Origin of the sequence: Streptomyces sp. NPDC007945, assembly GCF_042958885.1 — a bacterium.
Lineage (GTDB): Bacteria > Actinomycetota > Actinomycetes > Streptomycetales > Streptomycetaceae > Streptomyces.
Map to the genome: position 1 here is coordinate 22,537 of NZ_JBIBJV010000002.1, position 17,773 is coordinate 40,309.

General features: G+C 74.0%; 13 protein-coding genes. 9 read left to right on the forward strand and 4 right to left on the reverse strand.

Translation table 11 applies throughout. The features are described 5' to 3' along the window. Positions 1 to 29 precede the first annotated feature (29 nt). From ACFZCF_RS05445 to eccB, 4 genes are all read right to left on the reverse strand, one after another. Positions 30 to 1,832: a hypothetical protein gene (locus ACFZCF_RS05445; protein WP_391284839.1), complete on the reverse strand. Its 1,803-nt coding sequence runs from the start codon at positions 1,830 to 1,832 to the stop codon at positions 30 to 32. A 6-nt stretch (positions 1,833 to 1,838) separates the two neighbouring features. Then, positions 1,839 to 2,285, reverse strand: a complete 447-nt coding sequence (locus ACFZCF_RS05450) for a hypothetical protein (RefSeq protein ID WP_388435560.1) — start codon at positions 2,283 to 2,285, stop codon at positions 1,839 to 1,841. Between the two features lie 269 nt (positions 2,286 to 2,554). Beyond that, positions 2,555 to 3,847, reverse strand: a complete 1,293-nt coding sequence (gene mycP / locus ACFZCF_RS05455) for a type VII secretion-associated serine protease mycosin (RefSeq protein WP_391284842.1) — start codon at positions 3,845 to 3,847, stop codon at positions 2,555 to 2,557. Further along, on the reverse strand, positions 3,844 to 5,376 hold the full coding sequence (eccB, locus tag ACFZCF_RS05460) for a type VII secretion protein EccB (protein ID WP_388435565.1): 1,533 nt from the start codon (positions 5,374 to 5,376) through the stop codon (positions 3,844 to 3,846). The genes mycP and eccB overlap by 4 nt, the downstream gene beginning before the upstream one ends. Before the next feature lie 181 nt (positions 5,377 to 5,557). Between eccB and eccE the strand changes: the two genes are divergently transcribed. The 9 genes from eccE (at position 5,558) to ACFZCF_RS05505 (ending at position 17,750) form a co-directional block, all read left to right on the forward strand. Continuing rightward, complete coding sequence (eccE, locus tag ACFZCF_RS05465) at positions 5,558 to 6,922, forward strand: type VII secretion protein EccE (protein ID WP_391284844.1); 1,365 nt, start codon at positions 5,558 to 5,560, stop codon at positions 6,920 to 6,922. Further along, positions 6,919 to 7,638, forward strand: coding sequence for a hypothetical protein (locus tag ACFZCF_RS05470; protein WP_388435571.1), 720 nt, complete (start codon positions 6,919 to 6,921; stop codon positions 7,636 to 7,638). Before eccE ends, ACFZCF_RS05470 begins: the two co-directional genes overlap by 4 nt. Before the next feature lie 142 nt (positions 7,639 to 7,780). Then, entirely contained in the window at positions 7,781 to 8,014 is a 234-nt protein-coding gene (locus tag ACFZCF_RS05475; protein ID WP_189949914.1) for a DUF397 domain-containing protein, read from the forward strand. A gap of 424 nt (positions 8,015 to 8,438) precedes the next feature. Continuing rightward, positions 8,439 to 11,777, forward strand: a complete 3,339-nt coding sequence (locus tag ACFZCF_RS05480; protein ID WP_391284847.1) for an SCO5717 family growth-regulating ATPase — start codon at positions 8,439 to 8,441, stop codon at positions 11,775 to 11,777. 199 nt (positions 11,778 to 11,976) lie between these two features. Continuing rightward, positions 11,977 to 13,854, forward strand: coding sequence for an ABC transporter substrate-binding protein (locus ACFZCF_RS05485; protein WP_391285955.1), 1,878 nt, complete (start codon positions 11,977 to 11,979; stop codon positions 13,852 to 13,854). Positions 13,855 to 13,856: 2 nt separating this feature from the next. Further along, positions 13,857 to 14,918, forward strand: coding sequence for an ABC transporter permease (locus ACFZCF_RS05490; RefSeq protein ID WP_388435578.1), 1,062 nt, complete (start codon positions 13,857 to 13,859; stop codon positions 14,916 to 14,918). Then, positions 14,915 to 15,799, forward strand: a complete 885-nt coding sequence (locus ACFZCF_RS05495; RefSeq protein WP_388435581.1) for an ABC transporter permease — start codon at positions 14,915 to 14,917, stop codon at positions 15,797 to 15,799. The genes ACFZCF_RS05490 and ACFZCF_RS05495 overlap by 4 nt, the downstream gene beginning before the upstream one ends. Beyond that, positions 15,796 to 16,764 carry an ABC transporter ATP-binding protein gene (locus tag ACFZCF_RS05500; RefSeq protein ID WP_388435584.1) on the forward strand — a complete coding sequence of 323 codons (969 nt, stop codon included), beginning with the start codon at positions 15,796 to 15,798 and terminating at the stop codon, positions 16,762 to 16,764. Before ACFZCF_RS05495 ends, ACFZCF_RS05500 begins: the two co-directional genes overlap by 4 nt. Beyond that, positions 16,761 to 17,750, forward strand: coding sequence for an oligopeptide/dipeptide ABC transporter ATP-binding protein (locus ACFZCF_RS05505; protein ID WP_391284849.1), 990 nt, complete (start codon positions 16,761 to 16,763; stop codon positions 17,748 to 17,750). Before ACFZCF_RS05500 ends, ACFZCF_RS05505 begins: the two co-directional genes overlap by 4 nt. Positions 17,751 to 17,773: the final 23 nt, after the last annotated feature.

The window sequence follows — 17,773 nt, forward strand, 5'->3', positions numbered from 1 at the left end:
TCATCCTGACTTCCGAGCCTTCCGAGTGGTTAGTCGATCACCGGCGGTACGGCGCCGCGCCGACGGTTCGTCCAGGTCTCTTCGTCTTCCGTCAGGTAGTCGGGGCGCGAAGAGCCGTCGCGGTCCTGTTCGTCGCGGTCCGGGCGCTGGCTGCCGCGGCCGGCCATGCCGCGGGGCGTCCCGACCACTCCGTTGGAGCTGGGGGTGCCTCGTCCGGCGGGGCGCGGTGCCGCCTTGGCGTTGTTGGCGCCGACCACGCCGGCCTGGCTGGGGCGTGCCGCGGCCGTACGGCCCGCGGCCGGGCCCTCGCTGCCGACGACCGTGCCCCTCGGGATCCGCGAGCCGGTGCTCCCGCCAATGGGGCGCTGCGGGGTACCGCCCATGATGGGGCTCGCCTTGCCGCCGGCCGGACGGCCCGTGGCGGGCTGCCCGGGGCGTCCGGTCTGCGGCGTGGCGCGGCCCGCAGGGGTGGACTGCGAGGCGGCCTGCGGTCCGGCCGCGCGCCCCATCGGGCCGTTGGCCCGGCCCGTTGCCGGGGAGTTCGTCGGGTTGCCCGGACGGCCCGCCATGGGAGAGCTCGTGGGGCTGCCCGGACGGCCCACCGTCGGGGAGCCCGTGGGACCGCCGGAACGGCCGAAGGCCTGCGGGCCTTGCGGGCCCTTCGGTCCACCGGCGCGGCCGACGGCCGGTGCCGTCGTGGGGCCGACCGGGCGGCCGAAGCCGGTCCGGCCGGTGGCCGTGCGCGGCCCGGCCGGGTTCCCGGTGATCTTGGGTCCGGTGGCGCGCGGCGGGGTGCCGAGCGAGAGCGGCGGAGGCATTCCGGGGCCGGTCGGCGGCGCGGTGTTCGTGGGCGCGGTCGGAGTCGGCGCGGTGTTCGGGAGGGTGGGCACCGGCGGCGTCTTGACCGTGTCGATCTGGACCCGCGTGTCGTCCGCGGGCTTCTCGCGGATCGGCTCGGAGCCGTCGAGCTGGTCGCCGGTGCGGGGCATCGTCGGGGTGGTGCGGTCCTCGACGGCACCAATGGGCCCGGAGGACTCCCTCGACAGGCCGTCGCGAATGGAGCTGGTGCCCGGCTGCCCGGAATGCGCGGGCTCGTGCACCCGCCCAGTCGGCGGCGGCACCGGCGCCTGATATGCCTCCGGCGGCTTAGGCATCTCCTGGCTGGCCAGCGTGCTCTGCGACACCGCGTAGAACGACGCCAGGCGGTTCATCTGGTTGATGGCCTCCTGGCGGTCCTTCTCCACCGCTACGGCCTTCTCGTACTCCTCCTTCTTCTCGGTCTTCTCCAGCTCCGAGAATTCAGAGGGCTTGCGCTGGTCGGCGCGGGTGTCGCGGGGCGGGGCCGCGTTGCGGACCGAGGTCAGGCCGTCGTTGGCGACCTTCATCTGGGAGCCGACGGCGTTGGCGACCTTGCCGATGGCCCAGGCGTAGTTCGCGACATCGGAGCCGTACCGCTGGAACTCGACGGCGGCTTCGCCCTCCCAGTCGACGCTGCCGACGAACTTGCTCAGGGCCTTCGCGGCCGCGTTGAGCTCCTTGGTCGCCGTCTGCAGGGCGTCTCCGGCGGTGGACAGCTGGGAGGGATCGGCGCTGTCGAGGAGATCGAGCATGGCGTTGAGCTTGTGGCCCTCGAAGGACGTCTCACCGTAGACGCTGCCCTTGGGCCTGAGGCGGAAGTCGCCTCCGAAGGGGAAGGGGAAGCGGATGTCGTCCAGCTTCTCCAGCATGTCGGTCGTCTGGTGCTTGGCCTCGATCTGGGCCGTGTCCTTCGCCTGCTGCTGCTCCTGCGGCGTCAGGTTGGGGTTGGTGTTCGGAGACTTCTCTTCACTCATCGTGCGTCACCCGATCCCTTCCGTCGCGGTGTCGGCCTGGCCACGGCGCTGGGCCGGCTGTGCCGGGTCCTTCGTGCGGGCCTGCTCCTCGCGCTCGATGGCCTCGGCGCGCTCCCGGCTCAGTCGGGCCTGGATGTCGTGGAACTGGCGCCGCTGGTCCTCTTCGACGTTGTCGTAGCCGACGTCGGCGGCGTGGACGCCGATCCGGAGCAGTTCGATCTGGCCGCCGAGGTTCTTCGACAGGGAGACGAGGGACGCGTGGACGCGCTCGTACTCCGTGAAGAAGCCGTCCGCTTCCGCGAAGGGGATGCCGGTGCCGAACGCCTGGCGCGTCACGCGGTTCTGGTTCAGCTGCGCGGAGCCGCCGGCGCCCTTCTCCAGGTTCTCGATGACGTGATCGATGTCGCGCTGGAACTTCACCAGTGCGTCAACGCCGCGCTTGAGGTTACTCACGGTCGCCACCCCCGTCACCCGTCACGTGAAACACGAGCCAATCCTCCCCGTTTGCTCCTGCTGTCCTGCATTGCGATCGTGGAGACTCGCCATCCCCGTTCGCGTGCTTACCACTCTAGTGATTGCGACTGACAGCCCCAAGTCTCTTGTTCGTCACGAGACTTCTACAACCGCACTGCTCACCGGACGCTATCAGGCATGTGCGTCTGCAATGATCACCGGCCTGCGGCTGTTGACTGTCCCGCGGCTGATCACCGGCCCGCGGCCGATCACCGGCCCGCGGTCGCGGTGCCGCGTCTGCGGCGGTGGTCCCGGACGGCCACGGCGGAGCCGGCGATGGCGGCGACCAGGACGCCTCCGCTGACGACGACATAGGTGGCCAGGCGGGTGGCGCGCTGTTCCGGGGTCTCGCCGAGGTGGACGGCGGCGGGGGTGGGGGCCTCGGCGCGGGTGACGCCTTCGCGGGCCACCGGCTTCTCGATGGGCTTGTCGTCCTCGGTGAGGGCCCGGACCGGGTCGACGACGCCCCAGCCGACGAGGCGGTCGTGGCCGGCGACGGAGCGTTCGGCGGTCTGCTGGATCTGGGCGACGATCTGCTCCTGGGTCCAGTCGTCGTGCTTGGACTTGATCAGGGCGGCGAGGCCAGCGACGTAGGGGGCGGAGAAGCTGGTGCCGTTGTCGGCGCAGTGGCCGCCGAGGGGGACCGTGGAGACCATGTCGACGCCGGGGGCGGCCACGCCGACGAAGTCGCCGGACTGGGAGAACGCGGCGCGTTCGTTGTTGCGGTCGGAGGCGGCGACGGCCAGGACGCCCTCGTACGAGGCGGGGTAGGTGGGCTTGACGTTGCCGCCGAGGCCGTCGTTGCCGGCCGAGGCGACGACGACGATCTCCTTGTCCAGGGCGGCCTTGACGGCTTGTTCCAGGAGCGGGGTGGGCTTGACCGCGTCCGCCGTGTCCTGGGAGATGTTGATCACGTGCGCCCCCTTGGCGATGGCGTGGCGGATCGCGGTGGCCAGGGTCGTCGTGGTGCCGTTGCCGTCGGCGTCGTTCTGCTGGATGGGGATGATCGTGGCGTCGGGGGCCAGGCCGACGAAGCCGGTGCCCTTGGCGGGGCGGGCGGCGATGATACCGGCGACCTTGGTGCCGTGGCCGACGGTGTCGGTGGTGCCGTTCTCCTTGCCGCGCTTCAGCTTGTAGCCGTTGGCGTCCTTGGCGTTCTTCGGGATCAGGTTGATCCCGCTCTTGGCGTCGACGGCCTTGGCGAGCTGGGGGTTGCGGACGTCGACGCCGGTGTCGATGACGGCGACGCGGACGTTCTTGCCGGTGGACTGCGCCCAGAGTTCGTCGAGTTGGACGCGCTGGAGGGACCAGGGGCGTCCCTCGTACTTCTTGTTGGGGTAGGTGCACTGGCCGCCGTCGTCGGCCGCCGCGGGGGAGGCGGGGACGAGCGGCAGGCCGAGGGCGCAGAGCGTCGTCGCCGCCCCGAGGAGCGGAAGGCGGAGGAGCAGCGGGAGACGGCGGAGCGGCGGGAGGCGCCGGGGTCGGCGCGGCGGCGTCCTCATGAGCCCTGGGGCTGGCGCGCGCCGCCGGTGGAGAGGCGGGGGCCGGTCGGGAGGAAGGTGGACCACTCGGCGGGTACGGGCAGCGGCTCGATGTTCTTGTAGCCGAGGCGGTTCTGGGCCTGCTGGGCCTCGGCCTGCCGGGCCTGCTTCTCCTCCTCGGACCCGGAGGAGCCGATGCCGGAGTCGTCGGTGACGGTGTCGCCGTTGGACTGCATCGCGTAGCGCAGGCCGGTGTCGGTGACGAGGAAGAGGAAGCCGGTCGTGGTGGTGGAGCCGGTGAACTGGCGGAAGAGCTGGCCGGAGCCGGGGGTGACGTAGGCGCTGCTGGAGCCGGTCGGCAGGGTGGCGGGGAAGTCCTTGCCCGCCCAGGTGCTCAGGGTGGTGCGGCCGTTGTCGGGGTCGACCTTGCGGAGGACGTTGCAGACGGTGTTGCGGCTGCCGTCGCCGGTGCCCGCCTCATTGACGGGGACCGGTTCGGCCTTCGGCCACTTCTTGTCCTTGCCGAAGGCGTCACCCGGCTGGAAGGCGCCGCCGCTGAGCTCGGTGGCCTTGCCGGCCTGGCCGAGTTCGACGAGCTGGCGGCTGTTGAGGAGCAGCTTGGCGGTGAAGTCGGTGATGGGCGCGACCCGGTCCTGGAGGACGACGTACATCTTCCTGCTGGTGCCGTCGGACGCGGAGAGCACCATGCCGACCTTGGCCAGCCCGGCGACCTCGGGCGACAGACCGCCGACCTCGGCGCGGGCGCCCGGCTCGCCGGGGATCTTCGGGAAGGAGATGGTGTCGCCCTTGTGCAGGGTCTTCAGCCAGGCGTCGGAGACGCGCTGGGCGACGCGTCCCTGGCCGACGAGCTGGCGGAGCAGCAGTTCGTCCTTCTCCACGGGGTACGCGGTCCCCTGGGCGTCGACGACGTAGCGGGTGCGGTCCGGGCCCTCGACGTAGAGCAGCTCGCCGCCGGTGAGGCGTTCCTTGCCGTCGGTCCTGCCCTCCTCGCGGGCGGCGAGGACGAAGGCGGCCTTCTGGATGGCGCGGCCGCCCTCGCCGGGGCGCTCGCAGACGGCCCAGCGCTTGGCTGCGCCGGCCTCCTTCGGGTCGGGGAGGCGGTCGGGGGCGTACGGGATGCCGAGGGTGGCGCCGTGCGGGATCTTGCCGCTGTCGAGCACCGACTCGGCGACCGTGATGATCTTCTCCTTGTCGGGGTCGAGGAGGAGCCTCGCCGACGACATGTTGAGGACGGGGTGGAGCTGGAGTTTGTCACCCGTCTTGAGGACGACGTACCGGGTCGTCGACTTGTCGGCGATGATCACGTTCTGGCCGGGCTTGTCCCAGTCCTTGGGGGCGACGGGCTTGAACATGCCCCAGGCCCCGAAGACGGCGAGGACGACCACGCCGACGATGGCGCCCGGCACCACCGCGCGCAGCGGGCGCGGCGCGCCCTCCTCGGAGCCCGTCGAGTTCGGCTGCACGAACTGCGCGACCAATCTCCGCTTCGCGAAGGTGTAGGCGTTCAGTTCGTCGCGTCGTGATGCCATCTGTTGAGTCGTCCCTCTCCCCGCCGGCCGACCGGTCTGCCACGCTCGGCGGGTCCTTCCGCCGTCCCGCCGCCCCCTACTATGCCTGGCGGCACCCGTGTCTCACCGCTCAGGTAGGGTGATCGCCCGGTCAACGCCCAAGGGAATTCGGCTATTACGGACACGAGGGGGCAACGCGGCGATGGGTACGGCGACGCGTGCGCGCGACGGGCGGCGGACCAGCGGCCGGGCGCCTCAATCTTCCCGACGGCAACGCAGCAACGAGCGCGGTGAGGCGCGGCGCGACGCACCGGCGCGGGGAGCCGCGCAGACGGCCGTCCCGGCGACGACGACGCTCCGCCCGCTGTCGCGCACGAGCCGGGTCGGCCCCCTCCATCTCCGTCAGCTCGTGCTGGTCGAGGCGGCGCTCGCGCTGGTGGCCGTCGGTTTCGTGATGGGCGGGCTCTGGCTGGTCCCGACGTGCGTCGTGGCCGGAGTCCTCGTGCTCCTCGCGGTGATACGGCGCCGCGGCCAGGCCGTTCAGGACTGGCTGGGGACGGCCCTCGCGCTGCGTGCGCGCCGGCGTGACACCGCGCCCTCGGCGTCCGACGCGGACCCGTCCCTCGCCCCGGTCACCGAGAGCGTGCGGGGCTTCGGCGCCCGGCCGTACGTCGACCGCAACCACCGCACCGTCGGCATGCTGAGCGACGGCTCGTTCCTGACGGCGGTGCTGCGCGTCGAGGCGAGCGGTTCGGCGCTGCGGCCGGTCTTCGGCGCCCGCGCCTTCCCGATGACCCTCCTCGGCGACGCCCTGGAGGTCGACGACATCGTGGTCGAGTCGGTCCAGCTGGTGCAGCAGGTCCGGCCGGCCCCGGCGCCGCACCTCCCTCAGCAGGCCGTGGCCCGCCTCTCGTACACCCCTCTCCAGGAGCGGACCGGGGCGCCCGCGCTGCGGCTGACCTGGGTGGCGGTGAAGCTGGATCCCGAGCGCTGCAAGGAGGCGGTCGCGGCGCGCGGCGGCGGCCTGGAGGGCGCGCAGCGCTGCCTGGTGCGGATCGCCGACCATCTGGCGAGCCGGATCACCGGCGCCGGTTTCCAGGCGGTCGTCCTGGACCAGGAGGAGGTCAACTCGACGATCGCGACCGCCGCCTGCACGAGTCCGCACGCGGCCGCGCGGGCGGGCCGGGCGGACGCGGCGCCGCAGCGGCGGACGGCCGAGACCTCCCGGGTGTGGCGGTGCGACGACCGCTGGCACACCACGTACGCGGTCGGGCGCTGGCCCGAGCTGGGCCGGGGCGCGGCGCCGCTGCCGCGGCTCGTCTCGCTGCTGACCTCGGTCCCCGCGTACGCGACGACCTTCAGCCTCACCGTCCGGCGCGGGGCGCGCCAGGGCACGATGGAGGTCGGCGGCCACGTGCGGGTCACCGGCGGCTCCGACAACGAACTGGTCCGGGTGCGCCGGACCCTGGAGCAGGCGGCGCGGACCGCGAAGGTCGGCCTGTTGCGACTGGACCGCGAGCAGCTGCCGGGCGTGCTGGCGACGATGCCTCTCGGGGGTGCTCGATGATGGGTCGCGGCGGAGCGGTGAAGGGGCTGCGCGGTCTGATCGGCCCGCGGCACGCGGGGCACACCGTGCCGACGGCCGAACTCGGCGCGCTCTCCCTCCCGGTGGGCGACGACGGCGTGGTGATCGGCGAGGACTCGGAGGGCCGCGCGCAGCTGGTGGGCTTCCACCGCTCGACGCCGTACGACGTCCTGCTCATCGGCGGGCTGTGGACGGCGCAGGTGCTCGCGCTGCGCGCCGCCGCCACCGGCTCCCGGGTCGTCGTGGAGACCGGCCGCCCGCACGCGTGGGTGGGTCTGGCGCAGGCGGCGGGAGCGGGTCTGGAGTGCATCACCCTGCACGACGTGGGCCGGGTGCCGCCGCTGGGCGCGACCGTCGGCAGCCCGGCGGTCGTGGTGCGGGACTGCGGCATGCGGCCGCCGCGCGGCCGGGTCGTGTCCTCGCCGTGGCAGTCGGTGCTGACGCTGCTTCCGTACCTCAGCCCGGTCGCCCCGCGGCTGATGCGCGCGGCGACGCTCGTCGGCATCCAGCGCGTCTCGCCGCAGGAGGCCGAGCAGACCGGGCGGATCCTGGGTCTGACGCGGACCGAGGTCGACGCGCTGCCGACGCTCGCGGACGGCGTGACGCTGTGGTGCGCGGGCGGCGAGCGGCACTGGGTCATCACCCACGCCACGGACGCGGAGTCGGGCCTGCTGGGCGCGGCCCGCCGCATGGACTGAGGAAGGGCGCCGGTTCGCCGAAGCGCCCCCCGCGCGGAAGCCGGTGTCCCTAGTATTTCCCCTGGTGGCACGGGCGGGGCCCGACTCCCCCGCGCCACGGGACACATGGTCCGCCGACAGGCCGTGAGCGAAAGGAACTCCCATGGGGAGCGCGCAGGAGAAGGACGAGTTGTACGCCCTCGACATCTCGGACGTCGAGTGGATCGGCGCCCCCGGCACGAGCCCGGACGAGGAGCGCGTCGAGATCGCCCATCTGCCGAACGGCGCCGTCGCCATGCGCTCCTCGCTGGACCACGGCACCGTGCTGCGGTACACGGAGGCGGAGTGGACGGCGTTCGTGCTCGGCGCGCGGGACGGCGAGTTCGACCTGAAGTGAGCCCGCGGCCCCGCCCTCCGGTGGCGGGGACCGTGTCGAGCCGGCGGTCGGGTGCCCGGGGACGGGTGCGCGGCCGCCGGTTCGTCGCATCACCCGATCGGGCAGGGGGCGGGGGCCGGCACGGGTCCGGCAAGGCGGTGCGCGGGACCCCCCGTTGTCCCCTCTCGTACGGTTTCGCCCCGGTCCTCCCTCACGCTCCGCCGCACCGGTGTCACCCGGGCCGCGTTCCCGGGTCCGGCCGCGGCCGGAAGGGGGAGGACGGGCCTGCCGCCCTGACGGCGGGGGCGTTTAGGGTGGGTGGGGGCGCGGCGGAGTATCCCTCGGAACGGTCGCCGGGTCCGAGGGGGAGAGCCGCCCGACCGGCAGCGAACGGTGGCCCCGACGCACGACGGCACAAGGGTGCTCGACCACACCAGGAGGCAAAGTGAACGGCGATCGTGACGAGATCCGCGGGGGCTGGGACGTGCCCGCCGACGAGTCCGACGCGGATCCCGCCGAGATGACGGGTGAGTTCACCATCGACTACACCCCGCCGGCCTGGTACACGCAGAGCGCGCCGGGCGGTTCGGGAAGCGTCGGTGCCACTCCCCCGCCGCCGACGGGCGCGCCGCTCCCGGTGCCCGGGACGCCTCCGGCCGGCCTCCAGCCCGGCTGGACGCAGCCCGCGCCGCAGACCCCGCCGCCGGGCCCCTACGGGGCGTACGGCTCCGAGGCCGGCGCCCCGGGCGCGCACCCCGGCCACTCGGCGGCGCCCGCGCCCGGACCCCACGGAGGGTACGGACCCGAGGCCGGAGCCCCAGGCGCACCGCCCGCGTACCCCGCGCCGGGCCCGATCCCGGGTCAGGCGCCCGCGCCCGGTCCGTACGAGGGGTACGGCTCCGAGGCCGCCGCTCCCGGCATGCCGCCCGCGTACCCGGCGTCCGCGCCCGGGCAGGTCCCCGCGCCCGCGCAGCCGGTCCCGGCGGCGCCCTTCGGCGGCGGCGAGCTGGAGAGCGGCTCCACCATGCGCTTCAACCCGGCCGCGCTGCGGCAGGACGCGGCCGAAGGGCCGGCGGCCGAGGCGGCGGCCGGTCAGGACGGCCCCCCGCCGGGCTCTCCGGAGGCCGCGGGCCTGACCCGCGCGGACGTCCCGCCGGTGGCCGCGACGGACGCGTCCGCCCCCGCCGCCGAGCAGGAGGACCCGCGCACACCGGAGTCCCCCTCCGCCGAGGCCCGGACGCCCGAGACGCCCGAGCCGGAGGCGAGGACGGAGTCCGAGGCCGTGCCGGAGGCGAGGACGGAGTCCGAGGCCGTGCCGGAGGCGAGGACGGAGTCCGAGGCCGTGCCGGAGGCCGGATCGGCACTCCCGGCCGGAGCCGACGCCGACACCGAGTCCCCCTCCGACTCCGACGCCGAGTCCCCCTCCGACGCCGAGCCCCGCTCCTCCTCCGACTCCGGCTCTTCCGGCGCCCCCGGCACCCACGCCGCCGAGGCGGAGCCGGACGAGCCCGGCGCCGACGCGGAGGGCGGGGCGGAGGCCGCGCACTCCGAAGCCGCGCGCTCCGAAGCGGTGCCCTCCGACGCCGTCCCCGCCGACGCCGTCCCCGCCGCCGCGCCGCTGCCCGCCGAGGACGCCCCGACCGAGGCCTCCGCCCCGGTCGTCCCGGCGGACGCGGGCGGTGCGCTGCCGCCGCTGCCGCCGGACTTCCCGCCCGCCTCCCCCGAAGCGCCGCAGGCCCAGGTCCCGCAGGCGCCGCAGGCTCCCGCGCCCGCGCAGCAGTGGCCCGGGCAGCCGGTGGCCGCCGCGCCCGGAGCCGTACCTCCGCAGGGCGGGTACGGGTACCCCCAGGGCGGCGCCCTGCCCCCGCAGGCGCAGCCCCAGGCCCAGCCGCAGCCCTCGGGGCCGGCCCCCGTTCCGGGCGCGCCCGCCGGGTACGGCTATCCGCAGCCGCCGGCCGCCGCGCAGGGCGGGTACGGCTACCCGCACCCCGGCCAGCAGCCGCAGCCCCAGCCCCACCCGGCCGCGCCGGCGCCCGCCGGGCCGGGGCTCCCGCCGCAGGCTCCCGTTCCCGGCGGATACGGCTACCCGCAGGGACCCGGCGCGCAGGGTGCGCAGGCGCCGCAGGGGCCCGAGGGCTACGGCTACCCGGCGGGCGGCGTGGACCCGCGGACCGGGTCGGCCTGGCCGCAGTCGGTCACGCACGACCAGCGGGAGCGGTCCGTGCCGGGCGCCCCGCTCGGGTACACGGCGGCCGTCGAGCTCTCCTCCGACCGCCTGCTGCGCAACAACAAGCAGAAGCCGAAGTCGAGCCGGAACCCGGGCGCGGCCTCCCGCTTCAAGCTGGGCGGCAAGAAGGAGGAGCAGGAGCGGCAGCGGAAGCTGGAGCTGATCCGCACCCCCGTCCTCTCCTGCTACCGGATCGCGGTCATCTCGCTCAAGGGCGGCGTCGGCAAGACCACGACGACGACGGCGCTCGGCGCGACGCTGGCCACCGAGCGGCAGGACAAGATCCTGGCGATCGACGCCAACCCGGACGCGGGCACGCTCGGCCGCCGGGTGCGGCGCGAGACCGGGGCGACCATCCGCGACCTGGTGCAGGCGATCCCGTACCTCAACTCGTACATGGACATCCGCCGGTTCACCTCGCAGGCGCCGTCCGGTCTGGAGATCATCGCCAACGACGTGGACCCTGCGGTCTCCACGACCTTCAACGACGAGGACTACCGGCGGGCGATCGACGTCCTCGGCAAGCAGTACCCGGTGATCCTGACCGACTCGGGCACCGGTCTGCTCTACAGCGCGATGCGAGGGGTGCTGGACCTCGCCGACCAGCTGATCATCATCTCCACGCCGTCGGTGGACGGCGCCTCCAGCGCCTCGACGACGCTGGACTGGCTGTCGGCGCACGGCTACGCGGATCTGGTGCAGCGCTCGATCACGGTCATCTCGGGGGTCCGCGAGACCGGCAAGATGATCAAGGTCGAGGACATCGTGCAGCACTTCCGCACCCGCTGCCGCGGGGTGATCGTGGTTCCCTTCGACGAGCACCTGGCGGCCGGTGCCGAGGTGGACCTCGACATGATGCGGCCCAAGACCCGGGAGGCGTACTTCGACCTCTCGGCGATGGTGGCCGAGGACTTCGCGCGGGCGCAGCAGGCGCAGGGCCTGTGGACCGGGGACGCCCAGGGCGGCATGCCGCCGCACATGGCGCCGCCGATGCCGGGGCAGTACGCCCCCGGTCAGCCGATGCCCGGCCAGCCCTCGCCCGGTCAGCCGTACGGAGCGGCGCCCGCGCCCGGGCAGCCGTACCCCGCCCAGCCGATGCCGGGGCAGCCCCCCTACCCCTCCCAGCCGCTGCCGGGCCAGGCGGCGCCCGGTCAGGCGGTGCCCGCTCCCGGTCAGCCGATGCCCGGTCAGCCCGCTCCCGGTCAGCCGTACGGCGCTCCGCCCGCGCCCGGGCAGCCGTACCCCGCCCAGCCGATGCCGGGGCAGTACGCCCCCGGACAGCCCGCGCCCGGTCAGCCGTACCCGACGCAGGGCCAGCCGCAGCCCTACCCCCAGCCGGGTGCGCCCGGCACGCCGGGGCAGGCCGGGCATCCCGGACAGCCGTACGGGCAGCAGCCGTACCCGTCGGCGGCGGCTTCCGGCCAGCCGGGGCAGCCCGGCCAGCCCCCGCAGCCGTACGGGCAGCAGCCGGATCCCGGGCAGGCGTTCGGCCGGCCGCTGCCTCCGCAGGCCCCGCCGCAGGCGCCCCCGGAGGCGCCGCCAGCCCCTCAGCAGTAGCGCGTCACAGGAGTAGACCAATGAGGCTCCGTACCGGTTCACCGGTACGGAGCCTCCTTGCGTTCCCGCAGCCCACAAGGGGTTTGAGTCATCGTTGACGACGGCAGACCACCGCTGATACATCTTCGCTTCACTTGACGTCAGCCCAAGATCCACGACTCCACGACAGATCCCCCGACGCGAGGTCACGTCCATGGTCATGGTCACGAAGGTTCCCTCCCGCCCCCTTGCCCGCCGGCCGGACCGGCCCCGCCGCACCGCACGCCTCCTGCTCGCCGCCGTCCTCGCCACCGCCTCGCTCACGGCCCTCCCCGCCCCCGCGACCGCCACCCCGGCCGCCGCGCGGACCGCCACCGAGGACGGGAAGTCCGGCGGTACGACGCTCACGGTGGCCGTCTCGCAGAGCATCGACTCGCTGAGCCCGTTCCTGGCCCAGAAGCTCACCTCGACCAGCATCCACCGGCTGGCCTACGAGTACCTCACCAACTACGACGCCGAGGACGCGAGGACCGTCCCGGGCCTCGCCACCGAGTGGTCCTCCTCGGCGGACAAGCTGACGTGGACGTACAAGATCCGTGAGAACTCCACCTGGTCCGACGGGAAGCCGGCCACCGCCGAGGACGCGGCCTGGACCTTCCGCACGATGATGACCGACCCGGACGCGGCCACCGCGAACGGCAGTTTCACGGCGAACTTCGCCGAGGTCACCGCCCCCGACCCGCGCACCCTCGTCATCCGGCTGAAGAAGCCGCAGGCGACGATGACCGCCCTGGACGTACCGATCGTGCCGAAGCACGTGTGGGAGAAGGTCGGCGACTTCTCGAAGTTCAACAACGACCAGCGGTTCCCGATCGTCGGCAACGGCCCCTTCGTCATCACCGACTTCAAGGTCGACCAGTACATCAAGCTGAAGCCGAACAAGACGTTCTGGCGCGGCGCCCCCAAGTTCGACGAGCTGGTCTTCAAGTACTACAAGGACGGCGACGCGGCCGTCGCCGCCCTCCAGAAGGGCGAGGTCTCCTTCGTCCCGAACCTGACGCCCGCCCAGGCCGCGGCGCTGAGGACGCAGAAGGACATCAAGGTCAACGACGCCCCCGGCCGCCGCTTCTACGCACTCGCCACCAACCCCGGCGCCCGCGCCAAGGACGGCAGGACCTTCGGCAACGGCCACCCGGCCCTCCTCGACCCGGCCGTGCGCAAGGCGCTCTTCCTCGCCGTCGACCGCGCCACCCTCGTCGACAAGGTCTTCCAGGGGCACGCCGTCGAGGGCGAGGGGTACATCCCGCCGCGCTTCGGCTCGTACTTCTGGAAGCCCGGCCCCGAGCAGAAGCGGGGGTACGACCCGGTCGCGGCCGACAAGCTGCTCTTCGCCGCCGGGTACCGGAAGAACGGCGAGGGGAAGCGGCTCGGCAAGGACGGCAGGCCGCTGGACTTCCGGATCCTCTGCCACGCCACCGACCCGAACGACAAGGCGGTCGGGAAGTACCTCCAGGAGTGGTGGGGCGCGCTCGGCATCGGCCTGACCGTCGAATGCCTGGACAGCGTCTCCGACCCCTGGGTCAAGGGCGACTACGACCTGGCCTTCGACGGCTGGTCGGTCAACCCCGACCCGGACTACGTCCTCTCCATCCACACCTGCGGCACCCTCCCGGCCACCCCGAAGGACACCGGGGCCACCGACAACTTCATCTGCGACAAGGAGTTCGACGAGCTCTACGCGCAGCAGGCGGTGGAGTACGACACCGCCAAGCGGGCGGACCTGGTCAAGCGGATGCAGTCCCGGCTGTACGACACGGGGTACATGAACGTCATGGCCTACCCGAACGCCCTGGAGGCGTACCGCACCGACCACATCGCGTCGATCACCACCATGCCCGCGGCCGCGGGCAACCTGTGGGGCCAGGACGGCTACTGGTCCTGGTGGTCGGCCGTGCCGGCGGCCTCCGGCTCCCACGACGGCTCCGGCTCCTCCTCGACCGGCGTCCTGATCGGCGTCGGGGCGGCCGTGGTCGTCGCCGCCGGGGGCCTGCTCCTCCTCCGGACGCGGCGGCGCGCCACCGCCGACGACCGCGAGTAGCGATGACGACGGCAAGCACCCCCGCCGGCGTGGCGCGGGCCGAGGAGGCCCGCGCCACGGACGGCGCACCCCGCACCGGCGTCGCCTCCGGCTACCTCCGCCACGCGGCGGGGAAGCTGGGCGGCGCGCTCGTCTCCCTCTTCGCCGTCCTGGTCACCAGCTTCTTCCTCTTCCGGATCATCCCCGGTGACCCGGTGAAGGCGATGACCCACGGCATCCCCACCTCCGCCGAGCAGCTCGCGACCCTGCGGCGCCAGTTCGGCCTCGACCTGCCGCTGTGGCAGCAGTTCGCCGACTACTGCGCCAAGGCGCTCGGCGGCGACCTCGGCACCTCCTTCCAGTTCCGCGCGCCGGTCGGCGAGCTGATCGCGGCGAAGCTGCCCGCGACGCTGCTGCTCACCGGCGTCGCCGTGGTGCTCTACTCGGCGCTCGGCCTGTGGCTGGGCACGCGCTCGGCGTGGCGGCACGGCCGCCTCGGCGACAAGGTGAACACCGGGATCGCGCTCACCCTGTGGTCGGTGCCGTCGTTCTGGCTGGGACTGCTCCTGATCATCGTCTTCTCGGTGGGCATGGGCCCGGTCCCCGGGCTCTTCCCGACCGGAGGCATGGAGTCGGGGACGGGCGAGACCGGCTTCGCGTACGTCCTCGACGTCGCCCACCACCTCGTCCTTCCGGTGGTCACGCTGGTCGCGGTCGGCTACGCGCAGACGCTGCTCGTGATGCGCTCCTCGCTCCTCGACGAGATGGGCGGCGACTACCTGACGACCGCCCGGGCGAAGGGCCTCAAGGACGACGAGGTGCGGCGCCGGCACGCGGTGCCGAACGCCCTGCTGCCGACCGTCACCATGGTCTTCATCAACCTGGGTCACGTGGCGGCCGGTTCGATCCTGGTGGAGACCGTCTTCTCCTGGCCGGGGCTCGGCGGTCTCTTCTACCAGGCGCTCAGCGTGCCCGACCTCCCCTTGGTACAGGGCCTGTTCGTCGTCTTCGCCGGGGCGATGATCCTGATGAACCTGATCGCCGACCTGCTCTATCCGCTGCTCGACCCCCGGGTGGGCCGATGACCTCTCTCGCATGGGAGCGCCGCAGGGGCTCCGCGGCGCGCTTCTGGAAGGCGTACCGCACCCACCGGGCGGGCCTGTACGGGCTCGCCGGCCTGGCGCTGATCGCGCTGCTCGCGCTCACCGCCCCGTGGACCGTCGGCGCCGACGTCCAGTCGGTGACGCACGCGCCCGGCACGGCCCTGGAGCCGCCGAGCACGGAATTCCCCCTGGGCACCGATCAGTTCGGGCGCTCACTGCTCGGCCTGCTGGTCTGGGGCGCCCGGATCTCGCTGCTCGTGGGGCTGCTCGCGGCCACCCTGTCGGTCGCCATCGGCACCCTCGTCGGCGTCCTCGCGGGGCACTACGGCGGCTGGCTCTCCACGGTCGTCATGCGGATCACCGACTGGTTCCTGGTGATGCCGGCCCTGGTCCTGGCGATCGTGCTCGCGACGGTGCTGTCCCGGTCGATGTGGACGGTGGTGCTCGCCATCGGCGTCACCTCGTGGCCGACCACCGCCCGGCTCGTCCGGGCGCAGACCATCGCCGTCGAGTCCCGCCCGTACATCGAGCGGGCCACCGCGCTCGGCGGCGGCCACGGACATGTCATGGCCCGGCACGTGCTGCCGAACGTGATGCCGCTGGTGCTCGCGCAGACCACCCTCGGCATCTCCACCGCGATCCTCACCGAGGCCACCCTCGCCTTCCTCGGACTCGGCGACCCGACGGTCGTCTCCTGGGGCGGCATGCTCCAGGACGCGCGCGAGGCCGGCGCGGTCTCCGCCGGGCACTGGTGGTACCTGGCCCCGCCCGGGATCGCGATCGCGCTGGTCGCACTCGCCTTCACGCTCTGCGGCCGGGCCGTCGAATCCGTGCTCAACCCGAGGCTGGGGGTGGGGCGTTGAGCCTCCTGGAGATCAGGGACCTGAGGGTCACGTACGGCTCCGGGGCCGGGGCCGTACCGGCCGTGCGCGGGGTCGACCTGCGCCTGGAGGCCGGGGCGAAGCTGGGCGTCGCGGGCGAGTCCGGCTGCGGCAAGTCGACGCTGGCGCTCGCCCTGCTGCGGCTGCTGCCGGCCACCGCCCGACTCGAAGGGGAGATCCTCCTCGACGGGGAGGATGTCCTCGCCATGAAGTGGGGACGGCTGCGCGCGGTCCGCTGGGCGGGCGCGTCGATCGTCTTCCAGGGCGCGATGCACTCGCTGAACGCGGTGCGCAGGATCGGCGACCAGATCGCCGAACCGCTGCTGGTACACGGGCGGGCCACCCCCGCCGGGGCCCGCAAGCGGGTCGCCGCCCTCCTCGAACAGGTCGGCCTGCCGGCCTCCCGGGCGGCCGGCTATCCGCACGAGCTGTCCGGCGGGCAGCGCCAGCGCGTGATGATCGCGATGGCGCTCGCCTGCGAGCCGCGCCTGATCGTCGCCGACGAGCCGACCACCGCGCTCGACGTGATGATCCAGGCGCAGATCCTGCGGCTGATCGAGCGGCTCGTCGCCGAGGAGTCGCTCGGCCTGATGATGATCAGCCACGACCTCGCGGTCCTCGCCGACACCTGCGACCGGCTCGCCGTGATGTACGCGGGCCGGATCGTCGAGGAGGGCCCGGCCCGCGAGGTGTACCGGGCGGGCGCCCACCCCTACGGGCGGGCGCTGTCCTCGGCGTTCCCCCGGATCGGGGACCCGGCCTCGCGGCGGGCACCGCGCGGCCTGCCGGGCGACCCGCCGGACCCGGCGGCGCTGCCGGACGGCTGCGCCTTCCACCCGCGCTGCCCGGTGGCGGTGGCGGCGTGCGCCGAGGACGACCAGGAGCTGCGGACGGCGGGCGCCGGGCACCGGGCCGCCTGCGTCCACGTGGGGAGGGCGAGCGGATGACGGAGGCGCTGCTGACGGCGAGCGGGGTGCACGTCGCCTTTCCCGGGCGGCGGGGCGCGCCGCCCTCCCGGGCCGTCGACGGGGTGGACCTGGAGATCGGCGCGGGCGAGATCGTGGCCCTGGTCGGCGAGTCCGGCTGCGGCAAGACGACCCTGGCGCGCACCCTCCTCGGCCTGGTGAGGCCCGGGGCGGGCACGGTCTCCTTCGCGGGGCGGCCCCTCGCGTACTCCGGCCGGGCGCTCAAGGCGTACCGGCGGCGCGCCCAGCTCGTCCTCCAGGACCCGAGCGGCTCCCTCAACCCCCGGCACACCGTGTACGAGGCGGTCGCCGAGGGCCTGCGGATCCACGGGGTCCACCGGAGCGGGGCCGACGAGCGCGCGGCGGTGGCGCAGGCCCTCGCCCGCGCCGGGCTGCGGCCGCCCGAGCGGTTCTTCCTGCGCTACCCGCACGAGCTGTCCGGCGGGCAGCGCCAGCGGGTGGTGATCGCCGGTGCGCTCGTCCTGGAGCCCGAACTCATCGTCGCGGACGAGCCGGTGGCGTCCCTGGACGCCTCGGTACGCGGCGAGATCCTCGCGCTGCTGCTCCGGCTGCGCGACGAGCTCGGCCTCTCCGCGCTGGTGGTGACGCACGACCTGGGCCTGGCGTGGAACATCGCCGACCGGGTGGCGGTCATGTACCTGGGCCGGGTGGTGGAGACGGGCCCGGTCGAGTCGGTGCTGACCGCGCCCCGCCATCCGTACACCCGCGCGCTGCTCTCGGTGCTGCCGGAGTCGGAGACGGCCCCGGTGGTCCTGGCCGGCGAGCCTCCGGACCCGGCCCGGATCCCCGGCGGCTGCCGTTTCCACGCCCGCTGTCACGTCCTGGCGTCGGGCGAGGCGGCCCCGGTCGCCGACCGCTGCCGGACGGAGCCGCTTCCGGTGCTGCGCGCGGGCGGCGGGGAGCGGGGCGTGGCCTGCCACTGGGCGTCGGCCGACGACGACGGCTGACCGCCGTTCCACGCGGAACCGCC